Annotated in this window: 19 protein-coding genes and 1 pseudogene; 9 read left to right on the top strand and 11 right to left on the bottom strand. The window is 29.9% G+C overall.

Going from position 1 to position 18,449, the window contains the following annotated elements; translation table 11 throughout:
* Both IJI80_RS07715 and IJI80_RS07710 read left to right on the top strand, forming a co-directional pair.
* Positions 1–417: macro domain-containing protein (locus IJI80_RS07715; RefSeq protein WP_292789091.1), on the top strand; the 417-nt coding region annotated here is incomplete at its 5' end.
* Positions 418–428: 11 nt separating this feature from the next.
* Positions 429–1,346: a hypothetical protein gene (locus tag IJI80_RS07710; protein ID WP_292789089.1), complete on the top strand. Its 918-nt coding sequence runs from the start codon at positions 429–431 to the stop codon at positions 1,344–1,346.
* Positions 1,347–1,356: 10 nt separating this feature from the next.
* Here the strand turns inward: IJI80_RS07710 and IJI80_RS07705 are convergent, their stop codons facing one another.
* Complete coding sequence (locus IJI80_RS07705; RefSeq protein WP_292789085.1) at positions 1,357–2,733, bottom strand: MATE family efflux transporter; 1,377 nt, start codon at positions 2,731–2,733, stop codon at positions 1,357–1,359.
* Positions 2,734–2,872: 139 nt separating this feature from the next.
* On the opposite strand from IJI80_RS07705, the gene IJI80_RS07700 reads away from it, so the two are divergent.
* The 3 genes from IJI80_RS07700 (at position 2,873) to IJI80_RS07690 (ending at position 5,629) form a co-directional block, all read left to right on the top strand.
* On the top strand, positions 2,873–3,208 hold the full coding sequence (locus IJI80_RS07700; protein ID WP_292789082.1) for a hypothetical protein: 336 nt from the start codon (positions 2,873–2,875) through the stop codon (positions 3,206–3,208).
* A gap of 533 nt (positions 3,209–3,741) precedes the next feature.
* A complete protein-coding gene (locus tag IJI80_RS07695) occupies positions 3,742–4,599 on the top strand; it encodes a hypothetical protein (RefSeq protein ID WP_292789080.1) in 858 nt (285 codons plus the stop codon).
* A gap of 76 nt (positions 4,600–4,675) precedes the next feature.
* Positions 4,676–5,629: a hypothetical protein gene (locus IJI80_RS07690; RefSeq protein WP_292789078.1), complete on the top strand. Its 954-nt coding sequence runs from the start codon at positions 4,676–4,678 to the stop codon at positions 5,627–5,629.
* 88 nt (positions 5,630–5,717) lie between these two features.
* On the opposite strand, the gene IJI80_RS07685 is transcribed toward IJI80_RS07690, so the two are convergent.
* The 3 genes from IJI80_RS07685 to IJI80_RS07675 all read right to left on the bottom strand — a co-directional run bounded on the left by IJI80_RS07685 (position 5,718) and on the right by IJI80_RS07675 (position 7,847).
* The gene (locus tag IJI80_RS07685; RefSeq protein WP_292789076.1) at positions 5,718–6,659 is read right to left on the bottom strand and encodes a M48 family metalloprotease; all 942 of its coding nucleotides are present in this window, start codon (positions 6,657–6,659) and stop codon (positions 5,718–5,720) included.
* A gap of 97 nt (positions 6,660–6,756) precedes the next feature.
* Entirely contained in the window at positions 6,757–7,155 is a 399-nt protein-coding gene (locus tag IJI80_RS07680; protein WP_292789073.1) for a PaaI family thioesterase, read from the bottom strand.
* A 113-nt stretch (positions 7,156–7,268) separates the two neighbouring features.
* On the bottom strand, positions 7,269–7,847 hold the full coding sequence (locus tag IJI80_RS07675) for a DapH/DapD/GlmU-related protein (RefSeq protein WP_292789071.1): 579 nt from the start codon (positions 7,845–7,847) through the stop codon (positions 7,269–7,271).
* A gap of 217 nt (positions 7,848–8,064) precedes the next feature.
* On the opposite strand from IJI80_RS07675, the gene IJI80_RS07670 reads away from it, so the two are divergent.
* Positions 8,065–8,505, top strand: a complete 441-nt coding sequence (locus tag IJI80_RS07670; protein ID WP_292789068.1) for a MarR family winged helix-turn-helix transcriptional regulator — start codon at positions 8,065–8,067, stop codon at positions 8,503–8,505.
* Between the two features lie 106 nt (positions 8,506–8,611).
* Here IJI80_RS07670 and gdhA read toward each other — a convergent pair whose 3' ends face one another.
* Entirely contained in the window at positions 8,612–9,946 is a 1,335-nt protein-coding gene (gene gdhA, locus IJI80_RS07665; RefSeq protein ID WP_292789065.1) for an NADP-specific glutamate dehydrogenase, read from the bottom strand.
* 948 nt (positions 9,947–10,894) lie between these two features.
* Here gdhA and IJI80_RS07660 point away from each other — a divergent pair.
* The gene (locus IJI80_RS07660) at positions 10,895–11,446 is read left to right on the top strand and encodes a helix-turn-helix domain-containing protein (protein WP_292789062.1); all 552 of its coding nucleotides are present in this window, start codon (positions 10,895–10,897) and stop codon (positions 11,444–11,446) included.
* Between the two features lie 204 nt (positions 11,447–11,650).
* Here IJI80_RS07660 and IJI80_RS07655 read toward each other — a convergent pair whose 3' ends face one another.
* Positions 11,651–12,292: a queuosine precursor transporter gene (locus IJI80_RS07655; protein ID WP_292789059.1), complete on the bottom strand. Its 642-nt coding sequence runs from the start codon at positions 12,290–12,292 to the stop codon at positions 11,651–11,653.
* A 290-nt stretch (positions 12,293–12,582) separates the two neighbouring features.
* Between IJI80_RS07655 and IJI80_RS07650 the strand changes: the two genes are divergently transcribed.
* Positions 12,583–12,816, top strand: coding sequence for a hypothetical protein (locus tag IJI80_RS07650; protein ID WP_292789056.1), 234 nt, complete (start codon positions 12,583–12,585; stop codon positions 12,814–12,816).
* Positions 12,817–13,627: 811 nt separating this feature from the next.
* On the opposite strand, the gene dph5 is transcribed toward IJI80_RS07650, so the two are convergent.
* The 3 genes from dph5 to IJI80_RS07635 all read right to left on the bottom strand — a co-directional run bounded on the left by dph5 (position 13,628) and on the right by IJI80_RS07635 (position 16,368).
* Positions 13,628–14,425 (bottom strand): diphthine synthase, encoded by a 798-nt coding sequence (gene dph5 / locus IJI80_RS07645; RefSeq protein WP_292789052.1) that lies wholly within the window; start codon positions 14,423–14,425, stop codon positions 13,628–13,630.
* A 402-nt stretch (positions 14,426–14,827) separates the two neighbouring features.
* Positions 14,828–15,982, bottom strand: coding sequence for an aldo/keto reductase (locus IJI80_RS07640; protein WP_292789050.1), 1,155 nt, complete (start codon positions 15,980–15,982; stop codon positions 14,828–14,830).
* Positions 15,983–16,020: 38 nt separating this feature from the next.
* Positions 16,021–16,368 (bottom strand): hypothetical protein, encoded by a 348-nt coding sequence (locus IJI80_RS07635; RefSeq protein ID WP_292789049.1) that lies wholly within the window; start codon positions 16,366–16,368, stop codon positions 16,021–16,023.
* Positions 16,369–16,686: 318 nt separating this feature from the next.
* Here IJI80_RS07635 and IJI80_RS07630 point away from each other — a divergent pair, with 318 nt between their 5' ends.
* A complete protein-coding gene (locus IJI80_RS07630) occupies positions 16,687–17,784 on the top strand; it encodes a class I SAM-dependent methyltransferase family protein (RefSeq protein ID WP_292789047.1) in 1,098 nt (365 codons plus the stop codon).
* Positions 17,785–17,833: 49 nt separating this feature from the next.
* On the opposite strand, the gene IJI80_RS07625 is transcribed toward IJI80_RS07630, so the two are convergent.
* On the bottom strand, positions 17,834–18,163 hold the full coding sequence (locus tag IJI80_RS07625) for a cupin domain-containing protein (RefSeq protein WP_292789045.1): 330 nt from the start codon (positions 18,161–18,163) through the stop codon (positions 17,834–17,836).
* Between the two features lie 22 nt (positions 18,164–18,185).
* Positions 18,186–18,449: pseudogene (locus IJI80_RS07620) on the bottom strand (S-methyl-5-thioribose-1-phosphate isomerase); the annotation flags it as partial.

Raw genomic sequence — 18,449 nt, 5'->3', positions numbered from 1 at the left:
GCTGCAGGATTCCAGTTAAGAATGGATTGCTATAAGATCATGCAAAATCAAGGGCATGAAGAGGCAAATGGAAATGCAAAAATCACATCAGCCTATAACCTCCCTTCAAAATATGTCATTCATACTGTAGGCCCAGCAATACCTTATGGAAGAGAACCTGATGAGGATGAAATAAGAGAGCTTGAAAGCTGTTATCAATCTTGTTTGGAACTTGCAGATGAATATGAATTAAAATCAATAGCTTTTTGTTCAATATCCACGGGAGTCTTCAACTTCCCAAAAGACCAAGCTTCCAAACTAGCTATTGAAACTGTAAGAAACTACTTAAAGAACAATCCAAATACAAATATTGAAAAGATAATATTCAATACATTTTCAGATGAAGCAACAGAAATCTATAGGAAAAATCTAAAATAGGGGGCAAAAATATGGAAGAATACAATTTAAGAGTGGAAAAATTGAAAGAGCTCATTGATGATGCAGATTACATATTGATAGGTGCAGGTGCTGGACTATCAACTGCTGCAGGAGTGGAATACACAGGGAAAAGATTTACAGACAATTTTCCGGAATTTATTGAAAAGTATGGATTCGAAGACATGTACACTTCAATGTTCTATCCATTCAAAAGTCCAGAGGAAAGATGGGCATATTTTGCAAAGCATGTTTATGTAAACAACATTGGAATGGATGGAACAGACCTTTATAAAAAACTCTTCAACATAGTGAAAGATAAGGATTATTTTGTAATCACAACAAATACTGATGACCAATTCCTGAAATCCGGATTTGACAAGAACAGATTCTTTAGAACACAGGGAACATACAGCAAAATACAATGTTCAAGAGCTTGCCATAACAAGTTATATGATGATGAGGAATTGATTTTGGAAATGATGGAAAAGACTGATGGAGACTTGAAAATACCAAGTGAACTTGTTCCAAAATGCCCTGTTTGCGGAGAGGAAATGGATTTGAACTTAAGAAAAGATAGCTTCTTTGTAGAGGATGATGAATGGCATGAACAGAACAGGAATTACATTGATTTTAGACAAAAGGCACTAAATGGAAAATTGCTCCTTTTGGAATTTGGAATAGGGTTTAACACTCCAATTATAATTCGTTTCCCATTTGATGATTTAGTGAAATCATATGAAAATATCAATCTTGTGAGATTTAACAGAAGCCATACAGAATTGACAGTGAAGCATAATGGAAATTATTATTTGGTTCCTGAAGATGAACTGGACAAGTATGTTTCTCCAGACATTAAAGAGAGATATGTTCCTTTCAAGGAGAGCATTGATGAAACATTGAAAAAAATAAAATATTTTGTGAAGATATGATCTTCCAGAATTACTCCTTATTGGATTTAATCAATCTTTTTATATGCAAATCTGCCCAGATCATTGTTATTGTATTTACAACAATCTCTCCAAGGATTATTCCCCACCAAGCACCATATTCTCCATACCCTAAAACAATGGCTAAAAGTATTGCAAATGCAAGAGTAAATACAGTTTCCCTTAATATTGTCTGGAACATTGCAGTGATGCCATTTCCAGTTCCTTGGAAAACAAATGTGGATGTGCAACCGTAACCCATTGTTGGGAAATAAATGACTATTACTGATAGGAATGCAACAAGCTGTGGAGTCAATCGTGTACTAGTGCCTGTGTATGCAAACACTGAAACTATCTGCGGAGCAAATAGATAAACAACTATGGCCGCTAAAAAACCAAGGAAAATAGCTATTTTCATGGAATATCTATGAGCTACCAAAATCTCATCATACTTCTTAGCACCATAATTAGCACCTATGACTGATATCAACGCAGTGGCTATTGCAATGATAGGTGTGGTTGCAATTGTCACCACTCTCCAGCCAGTTGAATATACTGCAACAGCATCAGTTGAAGCTACAACAACAAGCAAAAGTGAGAATAATGCTGCAAACAAAGCATTGTTTATGAGTTCTAAACTTGCTGGCAAACCAACTTTTAATATATCCTTTGTAATGGCTTTGTTGAATTTATAATTTGATAAGAATGGCTTTAAGTAAGTGTTCTTCTTAACATAGAACCAATAGAACAGAATGACATTTACAAGCAATAGGGAAATCAATGTTGCAATAGCTGCTCCTTTTACCCCTAAATCAAGGCCATAAATGAAAATAGGATCCAATATCATATTTAAAATTGAAGAAAAGAGCATTGCATACATTGTCCTGCTTGCATCACCTTCTCCCCTAAGGACCCCATATAATGCATTTGATAAGATAACAAGAATTGAACCAATTGAAAGAATCAATCCATAATCCATCGCATAATCAATTGTTCTTCCTGCACCCATTCCAAGTAGAATGTCCTTTAGGAATAATAGTAACAATATTGTTGTAATTACTGAAATGATTACTGTAATAAAAATAGTGTGAATGGCACCATTATTCGCCTTTTGTCTATTTTCCTCACCGATATATTTTGATAATGCAGAAGCGGAACCTGCGCCTAAACCATTGCCGATTCCCATAAGTGCAATGAAAATAGGGCTTACAAAACCAACACCTGCCAAAGCATCAGCACCTAAGCCAGATACCCAAATTGCATCAATTACACTATAAAGACTTGTGATAAGCAATGAAATGATAAGTGGAATGGACATCTTCCATAATGCCTTCTTAGGATCTCCTAAAATAGAGTCCACTCCTTGAGAATTCTTCATATTGCCATTCATTTTATCACAAATTCTTTAAATTATTCTTTAAATTATTCTTTAAATTATTTTTATTTTAAAAACTAATTAGTTAAATTGTTTATTCCTTATAACTATATATTAAACAAAATTATATAAATAACTATTAAGATGTGATATTATGGATGAAAACAATTATGTAGTATTCAAAAAGCAGTATGGAAACATTAAGCGTCCAAGAGTAAAGGAACTATCCATCAATTTAAATGGCGTGAAAATATATGAAAAAGACCAATCAATGATAATCAATATCATCGTTCCTGTTGAAGACTCCACCAAAGTAGTGCAATACTTTGAGGAATTTAACTTGGGAGAAGACATTCAATTCAATATTTCAGATACTGGAGACTTTGAATGCACTTTTAGAGGAATCTCACCAGTGATTGATAAAAACAGCTATTCATCATTTTCAATTACAGTTCAGGAAAAGGAACCTCAAGACAATATGAAAGGTTAGAAAATGAATTAGGTTTAGAGGTTGCTGATTTTTACAAACATTACATGAAAAAACATAATATCACAAAAACGAAAAATCACAAAAGAAATTCCATTAATTTAAATAAAAATACGATTAATATTTCAAATAGTTATTATTTAAAATATTAATTTAATCAACCATCCACATCATTATTTTACACATTATTCTTTTTCTTAAAAACAAAACCCTCATAGTCAACATCATGCAACACAATATTCTGATTTTAGTAAATTTTCTAAAAAAATAAAATATTTTCAGACACTCTTTTTTTAAAAAATTTTTTATAAAACTATTTTTAAAGCTTATTTTTCTAAGAAAACAAGTATAAAAAAGACTTTATTGAATTTTAAATTTGTGGAAAAATTACGAAATGACATCAATATTAAAATAAACTTGTAAAATTGCTTTAATCTTGTTATAATATTCTAAAAACTTTTCATAATCGATAATAATTTATATAATGAAGATAAATAAAAAAATAAAGAATATTAAGCATTATTAAGGTGAAATATATGATTGACGAAATTTTTCAAGAGTATAAAAAACAGGAAAATGACAATATTATCCTGATGACAAAACACTTTGGCATTGATGTGAAGTGTCTCTTGTACCCAAACATAAACAACGATTTAATAGTAATATTAGATAGCGTGAATCTCTTGAATGAAGAGATAGATTCATTCAAGTGTATAGATGTTTTTTATGAAAAGATTGTAAAGGAAGGAATATTGTTGGGAATTGGCTTTGGCAAAGCACATATGATAAAAAAGATCCTTGAATTTCCATTAAGCAAAAGGGAGATTCTTGATATAAATCTAAAGGAATATCATGAGTATTATCCTCCCTTTGATGAATCTAAAACCGATTTTGAAAAGGTTGACGATGATGGAATCGAAAGACTTAAGGTAACAAGAAATGACGAACCAAGCAATCTTGAAATTGAAATATCTGCAGTGGCATACATCGCTAAAATAATCGATGACAAACATAAGGAATTGAAGAAAATTCTTTTTGAAGAATTTTTAGATGAATTTGAAATAGATAAGAAAAAATCCAAATTCACTGTCAATAAAAAAATCAAAATTGATAGTGAAAAACTAAAGCCATTACTCAGATCCAGATTTTTCAAAGATAAAAATGGCAATTATAAAATCAAAAAAATAATTGATGACTACTTTGAATTCATGATAGATATAGGTTTGGACATAGGAATCAGAACAGGGTTAAGGTTGGTTATTGAAGATATTCAAAAGGATATAATGCCTTATGAATTATTAGGGAACTTATCTGAAACTGAAACAATGATGTATATTCAAAAGGAGCATAGCGATTATATCTACAAAAAATACAACACTAAAATTAGTATTTAAATTAATAGGATATTGAATTTATGGAATTCATGGGGGTGTTTATATAAGCAATTTATGAATCAAAAAAGGTGAAAACATGAGCTATTTAATCAATGAAATCTATGAACTTTACGAAAAGCATTTGGAAATAACAGAACCCGTCTTGAAAAATATGGGAGTTGAGGACAATATTCACAATTACCTTATTGATGTAAACATTGACCTTGAGATATTGCTCGAATCCAATGACATAATCAGATACGAATATGATGAACTTCAAGAGAAGATCAAGCAGGCATATGATGAAATATTCAAGGAAGGAATACTGTTTGGAATCATAGTTGGAAAAATCATCAAGCTAAACAACTGTTTGGAAGATAAGGAAAAGTACAATGAATATTTAGGTAGAAATTATGACTACTACACTGAATACGGCTTTAAGATAGATTTCTTCAAAAAGGTAATTCCTCCAATAAAAATCAGGAAATCAACAAGGGAAAGCAGTCCAAGACAATTGAATTACAGAAACAAAAAGTATGAGGAAAAAAGGGAAATCAATGGAATCAATGTAAGTTGTGAGGAAATCAAGGATTCATATTACACAATCAATGAGGAGATAATTGAATATAAAGAAAGAATTGAAAATGAGGGAATAATGAAATTCCTTAAGGATGAAGAGATTGATGAAGAAATAAAAAATCAATACTACAATATAAATGACCTGCTATTTGAAAAGCTCTTCAATATTTTAGAAGTCAATCTAAACAATGCGGAAAGAGCTTGTCAAAATTACTATCGTTTCGATACATTTACAGCTCATGACATGTTTGTATCCGATTTGTTTGCAAATCTTGAAGGCGAATTTGAAGCGAGAGAATTGATTGATTTCTACTTAAAATACGTCTTCTTTAAAGGAATGGATATTGGAATATTGAATGGAAAAATGTTTTTTGTATATGATATCCAAGAGGGATTCTTGAATTACTATAAAATACAGAACATGAACAGTGCAGAAAAAAGCAGATATTTGATTAAAGAATTGTTTGATTAGTTTTGGATTTAATCTAAAATATAATAAAAAAAGAGGAAAAGTTAAAAAAATAAACTTTTCAAAAACAAATTTGATTAAAAATCTGAAATTATTGAATCTTTTGACCGCAATTGGTACAGAAATTATCTCCAGGGTCTATTTTAGCACCACATTTCGGACATGCATTAGCTTTTGAAACATTAGGAGTAGCAGGATTTGCTTTACCATACTCTGCTGTTGGTTTAGCATCCCCAATTACAGGCCCTTTAGTGAAATCCTTATCACTGTTGATTTCAGCGATTAAAGCTTTCATGTTTGCAATCCTTTTTTCATCAGATGGGTGTGTTGAGAAGAATTCAAAATTATTTCCTCCTCTTTGACTCATATTTTCCCAAAATGCAGGAATTTGATTGATGTCATATCCTGCCCAATGGATAATCAACATGCCCAATCTGTCTGCTTCCAATTCTTGGTCTCTTCCGAATGGCTTTACGAATAAAAAGTCAGACCCAATGTTTGCAGCATTGATTGATGCTCTTGTAATGTCTCCTATTGCACCTAAACCAAAGATATCTAAAATGAAACTTCCAAAGTAACCTGCAGTTGCAACAGTATTTTTAGCACTTTCAACACTTGCACGGGTTCTTGAATGGTCAAGCAATGCATGAGCCATTTCGTGACCTAAAATGAAAGCTATTCTCTCTTCGGTATTTGCAATGGAAAGAATACCTGAAAACATCACTATTTTTCCACCAGGCATACAAAATGCATTTACTGTTTTATCAGCCAATAAATGGACATCCCAATCATAATAGTCTTGAATATAGTCCATTCTGCCAATTTTTGTAAGATATGCTTCCACTGCCTTAATCAATCTGACAGCAACTGCCCTAACCAATTGGCCTTCAGGAGCATTGTCAAGAACTTGAGCCTGTTGGACCATACTGTAATATTGCCTGTAGGAATCCTCTAGAAACTTATCATCATTTACTATATCAAAATGACTTTTACCAGTGAATGGATTTAAACTGCTTCTTTGATCTTTTGCCATTTTATCACCAAAATCAATTAATCGCTTTATAATATTATATATTGTTCATCAATAAAAATAATTTACATTTAATTGGAAATTAATTTTTTAAAAAAATTTACATTTTATATCCAGTTCCAACAAACTGGGCAATTTCCCTACCTGTATCATCTGTAATGTCAACATTTATAACAGAGGTTGTCCTTCCATCTTTACGGACTGTAGCCTTTGCTATAAGCTTTTCTCCTTTTGCTCCACTTAAATAGTTTATGCTTACCTGAAGACCTACTGTCAGCTTATGCAGTTGATTGGACATTACTGCAAAGGCAAAATCCCCTAGAGTGAATATTGCTCCACCCATTACAGCACCGAAACCATTTCTGAAATCTTCCTTGATATCTACACTGCAAATACAATAATCCTCTCCAAGCTCATCTAACTGAATCCCCAATTTTGCTGCAAATTTATCAGCGTTGAAAAACTCTCTTGCTTCCTCTATTGATTCAAATGTTGTCAAAAAATCACCTAATAAAATGTAAGATATAATTAATTTATTAATAATATTATTATATTCAAAATCATTTAAAAGATTATTCTACTTAATAAGGTTTAGAACTAATATAAATCTGATTATTCATCAGTTTTAACCTTTCTAATGAATTTTGCAGGAATTCCTGCAACAATGGAACACTCCTCAACATCTTTTGTCACTACTGCTCCTGCAGCAATGATTGCACCATCCCCTATAGTAACTCCCGGCAGAATAGTTGCATTAGACCCTATCCAAACCTTGTTTCCAATTCTTATTGGAGCTGCAATCAGATTAGCCCTATTTTTTGGATTTTCATCATGATTCAATGTAGCCATAACAACATTATGACCAATCAATACATCATCCCCAATATAGATTCCACCTTGATCCTGGAACTTGCATCCTGCATTGATAAATACATTTTTGCCTAGATGAATGTTCTTGCCGAAATCAGTGAAAAATGGAGTGAAAACCCTAAATTCATAATCAAGTTCCTTACCAATTAATTTAGAGAATAGTTCTCTCCTTTCATCAAAATCATGAAAATTATAATTTAATTCACAAGTGATCTTTTGAGCTTCAATACTGTAATAATTGCATGCATCAGCAGCTTCCTCATCCATAACCAATGCATCACCCGCATTGAAGATATCCAATAATTCATTAAGTTCTAACATATATATAAATTGGATTTAATAAAATATAAAAATTTTTAAAAAAGAAAATTAAATTAAAATTTTTAAAAAAGGATAATATATTAAAATTTTTAAAATTTGTAAATAAATCATTTTAATAATTAACTATATATGGGAAATTTTTTATTTTTTTAACAATAATATATTATCAAATAAAATTTTTGTACATTTTTATTGAAAAGTTTAGGTGTGTTAAACAATGATTGAAACAACAATAGAAATACCTCAACATTTAATCTATTTTTACAATTTGATTAAAAATTATGAATCCACTTTTGGAAAAAATAGCAAATCACTAGGTATGAACACTAATGAAATCCTTATCTTATTGGAGATTTATAATAGGGAAGGACTTAATCAAATTGACATCACCAAAAGATATCTTATTACTGAAGCCAATATCAGCCAAACTACAAAAAAGCTAATGGAAAAAGACTTGATTGAAAAGAAGATGGACCCTGAAAACAATTCAAAGAACTTGTTGTACTTAACTGAAAAAGGTCAAAATCTATGTGGAGAATTGCTTGTATTGTTTAGAGATTGGAACAATAAGGTCATAAAAGGAATTCCAATGGAAAACCTAATATTGTTTGGGGAAACCTTGGAAATGATTAATGAAAATTGTCTCAAAAGGGATTAACTTGATTTTACAGCCCATAAAAATAAGAGAAAATAAGTATAAGAAATAAAAATAAGAAAAAATTAGAAAAAAATAAAAAAAACTTAAAAAAAGAAAAGTAAGGAATCTAGACGATTCCTTGAGCGTTCATTGCGTCAACTACTTTTAAGAATCCTGCAATGTTAGCTCCAACTACATAGTTTTTCTCAAATCCGTAATCTTTAGCTGCTGCATCAACATTAGCAAAGATGTTTTCCATAATGGTTTGGAGTCTTGAATCAACTTCATCAAAGGTCCAAGATAATCTTTGAGAGTTTTGAGACATTTCTAATGCGGAAGTAGCTACTCCACCTGCATTGGAAGCTTTACCTGGTGCGAATAAAACACCGTTTTCTTGTAAGTATTCAGTTGCTTCAATAGTGGTAGGCATGTTTGCACCTTCAGCCACTGCAACTACACCATTAGCAACTAAAGTTTTAGCATCTTCTAATTGTAATTCGTTTTGAGTAGCACATGGAAGAGCAATGTCACATTTTACAGTCCATACACCTTTGCCTTCGTGGTACTCAGCAGATGGTCTTGCTTCAGCATATGCAGTTAATCTTTCACGTCTTACTTCTTTAACTTCTTTTAATAATTCTACATCGATTCCTTCCGGATCGTAAATCCAACCGGTGGAATCAGAACAGGTTACAGGTTTACCGCCTAATTGTTGAGCTTTTTGAATTGCATAAATAGCTACGTTACCTGCACCGGATACTGCAATGGTTTTTCCAGCAATATCAATGTCATTTGCTTTTAACATTGCATTTGTGAAGTATAATAAACCATATCCAGTTGCTTCAGTTCTTGCTAAAGATCCTCCAAAGGTTAAACCTTTACCAGTGAGCACCCCTTCGTATAAACCTTGGATTCTTTTGTATTGACCGAATAAGTAACCGATTTCTCTACCACCTACACCGATATCTCCAGCAGGAACATCAGTGTCAGCACCAATGTATTTGCAGAGTTCAGTCATGAAACTTTGACAGAAAGCCATAACTTCTCTGTCAGATTTTCCTTTAGGATCGAAGTTGGATCCACCTTTACCTCCACCAATTGGAAGGCCAGTTAAGGAGTTTTTGAAGATTTGTTCAAATCCTAAGAATTTAATAATACCTACATTTACGGAAGGGTGGAAACGGAGACCTCCTTTGTAAGGTCCAATTGCACTGTTGAATTGTACTCTGTAACCGGTGTTCACTTGTACTTGACCGTTGTCATCTACCCAAGGGACTCTGAATTTGATTTGTCTTTCTGGGTTGACTAATCTTTCTAAAAGTGCATCTTTTCTGTATTGTTCTTCATTTTCTTCGATTACGACTCTTAAAGATTCTAATACTTCTTTTACAGCTTGATGAAACTCAGGTTCATCAGGGTTTTCTTTAACAATTAAGTCAATTACTTCATCAACATAGGACATAATTTTATCTCCATTTGTTTAAATAAAAAAAATAAATTTAAGATATTTTTAAATTTGGAATAATTAATTAAACTAATAATTAATTATTATTGGTTAAAAATAGCTAACAAAATTCAACTATATTTCAACTAACTATACTTAACTACAAAAGACATTTAACTATTTTTAGCTATTTCTAAACAAATATAAGAAAATATTAGTAAATTAATTATTAGTAAAACATTATTTAAAGAATTTAAATAATATCTTTAGACATTATCAGACAAGACCAACTAACCCATGATAGTGGAAAACCTTTTCCGATTTGATGCCTAATAATAAATTGAATAATATTCAATATAAAGGTACCTATTTTTAAAAAATTTTTATTTACAATTCAATATTAAAGGTATACAAATATTTAGCAATTATGAAAAATAAAAAATCAAAGTGCAAAATATATCTAATAAAGCTTTAAAATAATAAATATTAGTTAAAATAATATATAGACAAGTCAATGTTAAAGGTAGACAAAAACAAAAAATTTAATAATTATCAGCAATAATAATAAAAAATATAGGCAAATTATTAAGGAAAAAGGCTATTTTTTCCAATGATTGAAATCATTATAAAAGACAAATTCCATAAAAATATTTTGAAAAATTTTAAATTAGATACAACAATATTTTATGAATATTTGAACAAAATTAATTTATTTTAATATATAAATAGAAAATTTAAAAAAATTTAATAAAAAAATAAGAATTGTTTAAAAAATTTATGAAATAATTTTCATGTGACAAATATAATTGAATTTTTTATTAATCGGCACTAGTCGGAAAACAAAGTGCCAGTCAAAATTGAACAAAATAATAATTATAATAAGTATTTTATAACCAATATCATAAATTAAACAATTAAAACGTGAACACTAACAAATTTAAAATTTTTAAGAAATGAGGGAATTATATGAGAATTTTAATATCAAACTTAAAGGGAAAAGAACTTTTAGACATAGCTATGAAAAACAGGATCGAGAAATTGATATCCGTATATACAAACTATAACGAAACAAGCTTACTTGATCAGTACATGATGAAAGAAAACATTAAAATCAGCACAACAAGCGCTATTGAAGCTTCAAAGCAATTAACATACATAATTAGAAACTCTAAAGAAGAGGGAAATGAAATATTTGTTGCAACTGATGGAAACTTCATAGGATCAATATTAAACTTCGTTGCAAATAAGGAAGGGGTAGACCACATTTACTATTGCTTCAATGAACAAGCAATTCAAATGCCAAAACTAAGCATAAACCTTTCAGAAACAAAAATGAAAATTCTAAAAACCCTTGAAGAGTCAGAGCAAACCGCTATCCTGATTGGAAAGAATGTGGGAATCTCAAGAGCTATGGTCTACAAACACATCAATAGCCTAATGGAAGACGGTTTGGTGGGACAAACAAAACAATATGAAAAATATTACCTTACAAATGCAGGAAAGATGGTAATTATTTAAAAATATCACAAGTCACATATTTAAAAAAAAAAAGTCTAATGAAAATTCTAATAAAAAATTCTAATAAAAAAATATCCCCATAGAAAAAAAGAAAATATTAAAATGTGAAATCAAATATGAATTCACATTTTTTTAAAATGTTTTAATTTAATTTTAATTTGATATAACTAATTAATATTCCTCTGAAAACTAATTTTTAATTAATTAAGCTTCAGCAGGTTTTCCTTTTTCAGCCCATCTTACAGTCATTGTAGTGAATGGTTGAGCAATAGCTGACCAAATCAAACTGAGTAACCAATGGGTGAAGATCATTATTAAAATGTCTACAACAGAGTACATACCTACAAACGCCAAACCAATGAAGACAAAGTTATCCACCAATTGACTGAAACCAATAACAGCATAGTTTTTAATAGATGAATAATCAGTGCCTTTGTTTACGATTGTAGTCAATCTTGCATTTACCAAGTTACCGATTAAATAACTGATGTAAGAAGCTATAAGAATTCTTGGGGTTTGAGTAAATACAAAGGATAATGCTGCATCACCAGTAAAGAAATCTGGAGATGGCAAGAATAATATTAATGTAGTCATAAATACGAATAATACATCAGCAGCAATACCTAATACAAGGGTTCTTTGTGCAGTTCTTTCACCATATACATCAGCAATTACATTAGTTAAAATGTATACTAAAGGATAGATCAATACTCCAGCAGGAGTTTCCATACCTAAGAAATTAATATTGATAATCTTAACAGTAATTAAGTTTGCAATGGTAAAAGCCATACAGAAGAATACTGTGAGTATTACTCTTTTTTCTGTAAAGTCAAAATTTAAATCCATTTAATCAATCCTTAATCTAATAAAGTTAAAATAATAGATTAAAATATTTTAAGTTAATGAAATATTAATTTAAAAAGAAGATTTTTAAAAAATAAGATATTTCATACAACATATTAAATATTTAACTTAATCTAATATAAATATATAGTATTACTTATACAGATTTGCATTAAATCAACAAAATTTTTATGAATGTAAGAAAATTTTATATAATTTATAAACATATTAATTAATAGAAAAAACTATATTAATTAGTTATCTTATCTGATTTTAAAATGGGGAATTAAATCATGAGCTCCAAAAACAACCAAGAAGAGTTAAGTCCAATTGAGGAAATCAAAAAGGAATACTTGGAAAAAATAGACTATTTTGGAAACAGAAGAAGCAAATATGCCCTTTATAAGAAGTTTTCTAAAAAATACAATCTCAACAAAAGAATTTTCCTTTACATCATAAATCAAGCTCATGAGGATGTTGGAAGCCCAAAAAGATATGAATTGAGATCAAACAGAACCAGAAAGTAAAAAACGAACTTTAACTAATTTTTAAAAAATTTCAATAATGAAATAAATAATATTTCATATCTTAAATTTCATCTAATTTTTATATCCTCTTAAATTAAAACGAAAGATTTATAAGTTCATATAACATAATATTATACGATGTGTATATAATTACATATCATATTAATAAATTTATAATCTCCAATAAAAATAATTTATTAATCAATATGTTAATATAAGAGGATATTTGGCATTGTCTTTAATTAAAAAAAGTCCTATATAAATTACCTTAAAACTGATATTTTACTCAAGTGAAATATCTTATACAAATTACCTAAATACTATAAAGTACTTATTAATTTTTTAAAAAGATAATAAAAAATATCCTCTTATTTTAAATTTCTTTTTTAAACATTAACAAATTTCAAAAATATTTTTATAATACAATTAAATATTATTTTTTTAATAATTTAAACAAGAAAATAATATTTTCATAAAAAACTAAAAATTATTTAATTATTAGTAATGTTAAAAATAGTTCTAAAATATGAAAATATTTATAAATTAAAAAAATAAAAATAAGTATAGGATTAACATCCATTGGGAAATGAAGACTATTATAAATTTTTTATAATAATTTTCATAAAGAACATAGTAAAACGGAATTTTTATGATTTATATTGTAAAAATAAATTTTAAAAATTTTTTAAAAGATTAGAAGCTAACAAACTAACTACTATGTTCTTTCCAATTTTTTTCTTATTTTACTATTTTTAATATTTTTACACAGTTTATTAGCAATCTAAGATTATTTTTTAAAATTATTAATGGATTAAATATCATCCAAGATTTCTTTTGGAGCTCCAGCAACTTCAACCAAATATTCCGCTTCAACAATATGCAATTTGGAAGGAATTACAATACAATGAAGAGGACCTCCAAAATCAAAATCAATCAAATCCTTGATATAACCTGCTTTTACAAGATTATCCTTTGATCCTACTCTTGCTATTCCAATAGCCAAAGTGTCTTCATTAATTAATCCTTCATGATCAAGATTATCCTTAATGGTCATTAGATTTTCCAATCCTTCATTTACTGTCATATACTTTTCCTTATGAGCTTGAATATCCAATAGAACCAAGGTATGCATATCCATCTTTAAGTTCTCTTCAATAGCTATGTAAGGGGATTTAGGGAAATAGTTATACTCTAAATCTGGGAATGGTATGGTTGTGACCTTACCGAACTTATATGCTTGAAGGCCTGAAATAGCAGGTGCTGAAGATAGAATGCTTGAACCGTGAATGACTTCAAAATCAATGCCTTTTCTTGCACATTCCACTAGAAAATCAGAGTGTGTTGTAGCAATTAAAGGGTCTCCCCCAGTAATCAACGCAACATTCATATCCTTTGCTTCCTTTAAAAAGATTGATTCCTCTTCCACTTGAGTCCTGTCAAGGACAATGATCTCCTTTCCGATAATTGATTCAATCTTCTCAAAATTAGAGCCGAATAATCGTGAAGTGAAAAACTCAGCATAAACCTTATCCACTTTTTTTAATGCTTCCACACCTTTTAAAGATATGTCCTTTTCATCAAATAATCCTAAACCAACCAAATAAAACATAAAATCACTTAAAGTATCTTAATATAATAATTTATATAATATCCTAATATAATCAATCTAATTACAATCAAAATAACGAAATAAAGGTTAAATTTTAAATAAAAAGTAAAAATAGATTAATAAAAAAAAGGGCGCTTAATAACACAGGCCCACCATAAACCTGCTCTTCACGTTAAAAAGCAACCCTTTTTACACCATACATCACCACTTTATTTTAAAAAAAAAGCGTAGCTGTTTTATAAACAGCTAATAATATTTTATACATAACTTATATTTAAAGGTTCGCGAAAATTCGTATGATATAGAACTATTTTACAAATCCTAATAATGAAGATATTTGAAAGTTAAGAGATTTACATAAAAATTAAAAAAATAATCAAAAAAGAATGATTAAAATATTACTTAATCCTCCTTAGTAAATCCATACACTTCTGTTTCAAAGGTTTTAGCCACTTCTGGCATTAAGCTTGCAATGTCAAGCTGTTGAGGGCATTCTTTCATGCATGCTTCACAGCCAGTACAGTCAGAAGCGATTCCTACACCATCTAAACAGGAATAGTTCCTATAAGCATTTCCCACTGCAGTGAACTCACCAACCTTTAAACCTTGAATCTTCTCATTGTTATACAAGTCAAACAATTTTGGAATCATAATATTTGAAGGGCAAGAGCTAATGCAGTAATTACACTTAGTACAAGGGATAGCAATGTTACTATTAATAATTTCAGTTACGTCCTCAATGATCTTATGCTCTTCATCATTAAGTGGCTTGAAATCATTCATATAACCTATGTTTTCTTCCATTTGCTCCAAACTGCTTGCTCCAGACAATACCATAAAGACTCCATCGATTCCTGCAACATAACGTAATGCCCAGGAGATTGGAGGTTCATCAGGATTGTAAGCTTTCATAATTTTTTCTGCCTCTTCAGGAATGTCAACCAAGAATCCACCTTTCAATGGCTCCATAACAATAATCGGCAAACCATACTTATGAGCAACTTCAACACATTTTCTTGATTCCACACCCTCATTTTCCCAGTCAAGGTAATTGATTTGCAATTGGACAAATTCCATTTCAGGATGTTCCTTCAATATATTGTCAAGGAATTCCGCATTTGCATGAGTGGAAAGACCTAACTTCTTGATTTTTCCTTCATCTTTCATTTTCTTACAAAATCCAAATGTATCCACATATTTCCATCCCGCTTCAGAAAAGCTGCTTACATTATGAACCATGTAATAATCAAAGTAATCTACACCGCAACGTTCCAATTGTTCCTTGAATATTGGTTCCACTTGAGACTCTTCAGTGATTAAGAAAGTAGGCATCTTGTCAGCTATTAGAAATGAGTCTCTTGGATAACGTTCCACAACAGCCTTTCTTAAAGCGACTTCACTTGCTCCATCATGATAAGCATAAGCTGTATCAAAGTAATTGAATCCATTTTCCATATAAACGTCTGCCATCTTCTTAACCTGTTCAAAATCTACACTTGAGAAATCGTTTTCATCAAGTTGTGGCAATCTCATCATTCCAAATCCCATATTCTTCATATTTAATCCCCTAATGCATCAAAATTTATTCATAATTCTTAATCTTTATATAATATTTGCTTATTATATTCCTTTTCCAATTCCAATTGTCTAATCTTTCTATCATATTGAGCAGCTTCTTCCTCTTTAAATTCAATCAAGCCACTGATAAGAATATCAATCTTCTTTTGGCAATCCTTCATTGCCTTTTCCTTTTGAATCTTCAATGATTCAATTTCATTGTCAATTTCCATAAGTCGCAGCTCGCTCATGGGATAATAGCTCAAACCTAAAGCTTCATCAAGGGCATGATCCAACAAATCTTGCAATTTCAACCCCTTTGATTTGGCCAGGTCTTTCTTCTCCTTATTTATCTTAACACTAGTTGTCTCATTAAAACAACCCATAATCATCACCTAAAGAAATGTTATAATCAAATCTTCTTAACACTGTTAATATAATATATAATCTAAATTTTTATATATATAAAATTAATGTTAAAGAACAATATATATGATTTTTAAAAAAAATGATTTTTAAAGATAAGATAATCTTAAAAACAATAAAAATTAAATATTTATTCAAAAGAGAAAAACAATTTAAAATAATGAAAATTCGATTAGAAAAAACTATCGATTTAAATAAAATAACGATTGATAAAACTTAAACTATGCACAATAAATAGTAAAATTATCAATAATAAAACTAATTTAATAAAAGATAGCATGTTAACCATAAAAATTCCAGTGCAGAATATAGAGGCAACAAGACAAATTGTACTAAATCATAAGATTATTGACTTTGACTATAAGATTAAAGTTGAAAATGGTTTCGGACATATTCCAATTAAAGAAGGAACAGATGATGAAACACTCACAAAAGTAATGGAAGAATGCAAAAAAGAAATCATTAATCAAAATGCTAATTATACAATCGAAATTATAGATTTAAACCAAGATGAAGACCTTGAAACTGTAAAGAGATTCCCAAGAAGCATAACTGAACTTTTAAAAGACAAATTAACTGAAGAGGAAATTGAGGAACTTAAAAAATCCTTTGACATTATCGGCGATGTTGTCATTGTAGAGATTCCGGAAGATCTTGAAGCCCATAAAAAGGAAATAGGCCAAGCAACCCTTCAATTCACTAAACGAAAAACCGTTTACATGAAAAAAAGTGCAGTTAAAGGTGTTACAAGGGTTAGGGAACTTGAACTTATCGCTGGAGAGGACAATCCTATCACAATCCATAAGGAACATGGAACAAGATTGAAATTGGATGTTAAAAACGTTTATTTCTCACCAAGACTTGCTACTGAAAGGAAAAGGGTACAGGAAGCTTGTGAAGATGGAGAAGAAATCTTGGATATGTTTGCAGGAATCGGACCGTTTCCAATTGTAATAGCTCATGAAAAGAATGTGAATATCACTGCAGTGGACATTAATGAATATGCAATCAAATATTTAAATGAGAATATCAAGCTAAATAAGTTGGCCCCTAATGCTCACATCACTGCAATTTGTGGAGATACTAACGAAGTTGCATTAAATGAATTGAAGGATAAAAAATTTGATAGGCTCATAATGAATCTTCCAGGATTAGCGCCGGAATTCTTAGATTTAGCAGTATCATTATGCAAGGATGGTGGAGTAATCCACTACTACGAATTTTCAGATGGATTTTCACAAGGAATAGAAAGAGCGCAAATAGCTTGTGAAAAGCAAAATAAGGAAGTTGAGATACTAAATACACGTAAAGTAAAATCTTCAAGCCCTGGAATGTGGCATGTAGCTATTGATTGTAAAGTAACAGAAAAAAAATAGTTAAAAATATTAAAAAAAATATTAAAAAAAGTATTTAAATAAAAAAATATTATTTTTGAGGAACTACAGTATAAAACACCAAATCCTCATCACCAGTATTTATTATGGAATGAGCGGATCCTTTTGGACAAACATGACAAGTTCCAGCTTTTAAAATCTCTTCTGAATCATCACATATTGCAATCCCTTCACCAGAAACAATGAAATTTATATCATCATTTGTTTCCTGAAGATGAGACCCAATTGATGATTTAGGTGGAATAACAGTTTTAATAAATCTTCCACAATCATTCACATCCATTTTTGCAATTACCTTTCCTTCCCCACCATTCATATTTGGAATTGTGATTTCTGAAAGTTCATTAAAATCAATTAACATTTCATCACCAATTTAAAGAATATTAGAAAAGATCCTTAAAGTCCTTTTCTAAATTGTTTAAATCTATTACTCCTTTTTCTGTAATGATTCCTGTAATAAGGTCTTTAGGAACTATATCAAAAGCAGGATTGATCACTTCAGTCCCCTCTGGACAAATTCTAGCTCCTCCGTAGTATATTACTTCATTAGGATCTCTTTCTTCAATAACTGTATCAAAGATGGAAATCTCCTTATCAAATGTACTGAATGGAGCTGCAATATAAAATGGAATGTCAAATCTTTTAGC

This window comes from Methanobrevibacter sp., assembly GCF_017432245.1.
In the GTDB taxonomy this organism is placed as follows: Archaea; Methanobacteriota; Methanobacteria; order Methanobacteriales; family Methanobacteriaceae; genus Methanobrevibacter.
Note: the sequence above shows the minus strand (reverse complement) of the source record. Positions and strands in the feature narration are given on the sequence as shown.

Excerpts from the sequence above, each read along its gene's own strand:
- IJI80_RS07655 (WP_292789059.1), bottom strand. The coding sequence starts at position 12,292 with ATGGATTTAAATTTTGACTTTACAGAAAAAAGAGTAATACTCACAGTA.
- IJI80_RS07690 (WP_292789078.1), top strand. The coding sequence starts at position 4,676 with ATGAGCTATTTAATCAATGAAATCTATGAACTTTACGAAAAGCATTTG.
- IJI80_RS07625 (WP_292789045.1), bottom strand. The coding sequence starts at position 18,163 with ATGTTAATTGATTTTAATGAACTTTCAGAAATCACAATTCCAAATATG.
- IJI80_RS07640 (WP_292789050.1), bottom strand. The coding sequence starts at position 15,982 with ATGAAGAATATGGGATTTGGAATGATGAGATTGCCACAACTTGATGAA.
- IJI80_RS07630 (WP_292789047.1), top strand. The coding sequence starts at position 16,687 with ATGTTAACCATAAAAATTCCAGTGCAGAATATAGAGGCAACAAGACAA.
- IJI80_RS07695 (WP_292789080.1), top strand. The coding sequence starts at position 3,742 with ATGATTGACGAAATTTTTCAAGAGTATAAAAAACAGGAAAATGACAAT.
- gdhA (WP_292789065.1), bottom strand. The coding sequence starts at position 9,946 with ATGTCCTATGTTGATGAAGTAATTGACTTAATTGTTAAAGAAAACCCT.
- IJI80_RS07660 (WP_292789062.1), top strand. The coding sequence starts at position 10,895 with ATGAGAATTTTAATATCAAACTTAAAGGGAAAAGAACTTTTAGACATA.
- IJI80_RS07685 (WP_292789076.1), bottom strand. The coding sequence starts at position 6,659 with ATGGCAAAAGATCAAAGAAGCAGTTTAAATCCATTCACTGGTAAAAGT.
- IJI80_RS07675 (WP_292789071.1), bottom strand. The coding sequence starts at position 7,847 with ATGTTAGAACTTAATGAATTATTGGATATCTTCAATGCGGGTGATGCA.
- IJI80_RS07700 (WP_292789082.1), top strand. The coding sequence starts at position 2,873 with ATGGATGAAAACAATTATGTAGTATTCAAAAAGCAGTATGGAAACATT.
- IJI80_RS07650 (WP_292789056.1), top strand. The coding sequence starts at position 12,583 with ATGAGCTCCAAAAACAACCAAGAAGAGTTAAGTCCAATTGAGGAAATC.
- IJI80_RS07670 (WP_292789068.1), top strand. The coding sequence starts at position 8,065 with ATGATTGAAACAACAATAGAAATACCTCAACATTTAATCTATTTTTAC.
- IJI80_RS07705 (WP_292789085.1), bottom strand. The coding sequence starts at position 2,733 with ATGAATGGCAATATGAAGAATTCTCAAGGAGTGGACTCTATTTTAGGA.
- IJI80_RS07635 (WP_292789049.1), bottom strand. The coding sequence starts at position 16,368 with ATGGGTTGTTTTAATGAGACAACTAGTGTTAAGATAAATAAGGAGAAG.
- IJI80_RS07710 (WP_292789089.1), top strand. The coding sequence starts at position 429 with ATGGAAGAATACAATTTAAGAGTGGAAAAATTGAAAGAGCTCATTGAT.
- dph5 (WP_292789052.1), bottom strand. The coding sequence starts at position 14,425 with ATGTTTTATTTGGTTGGTTTAGGATTATTTGATGAAAAGGACATATCT.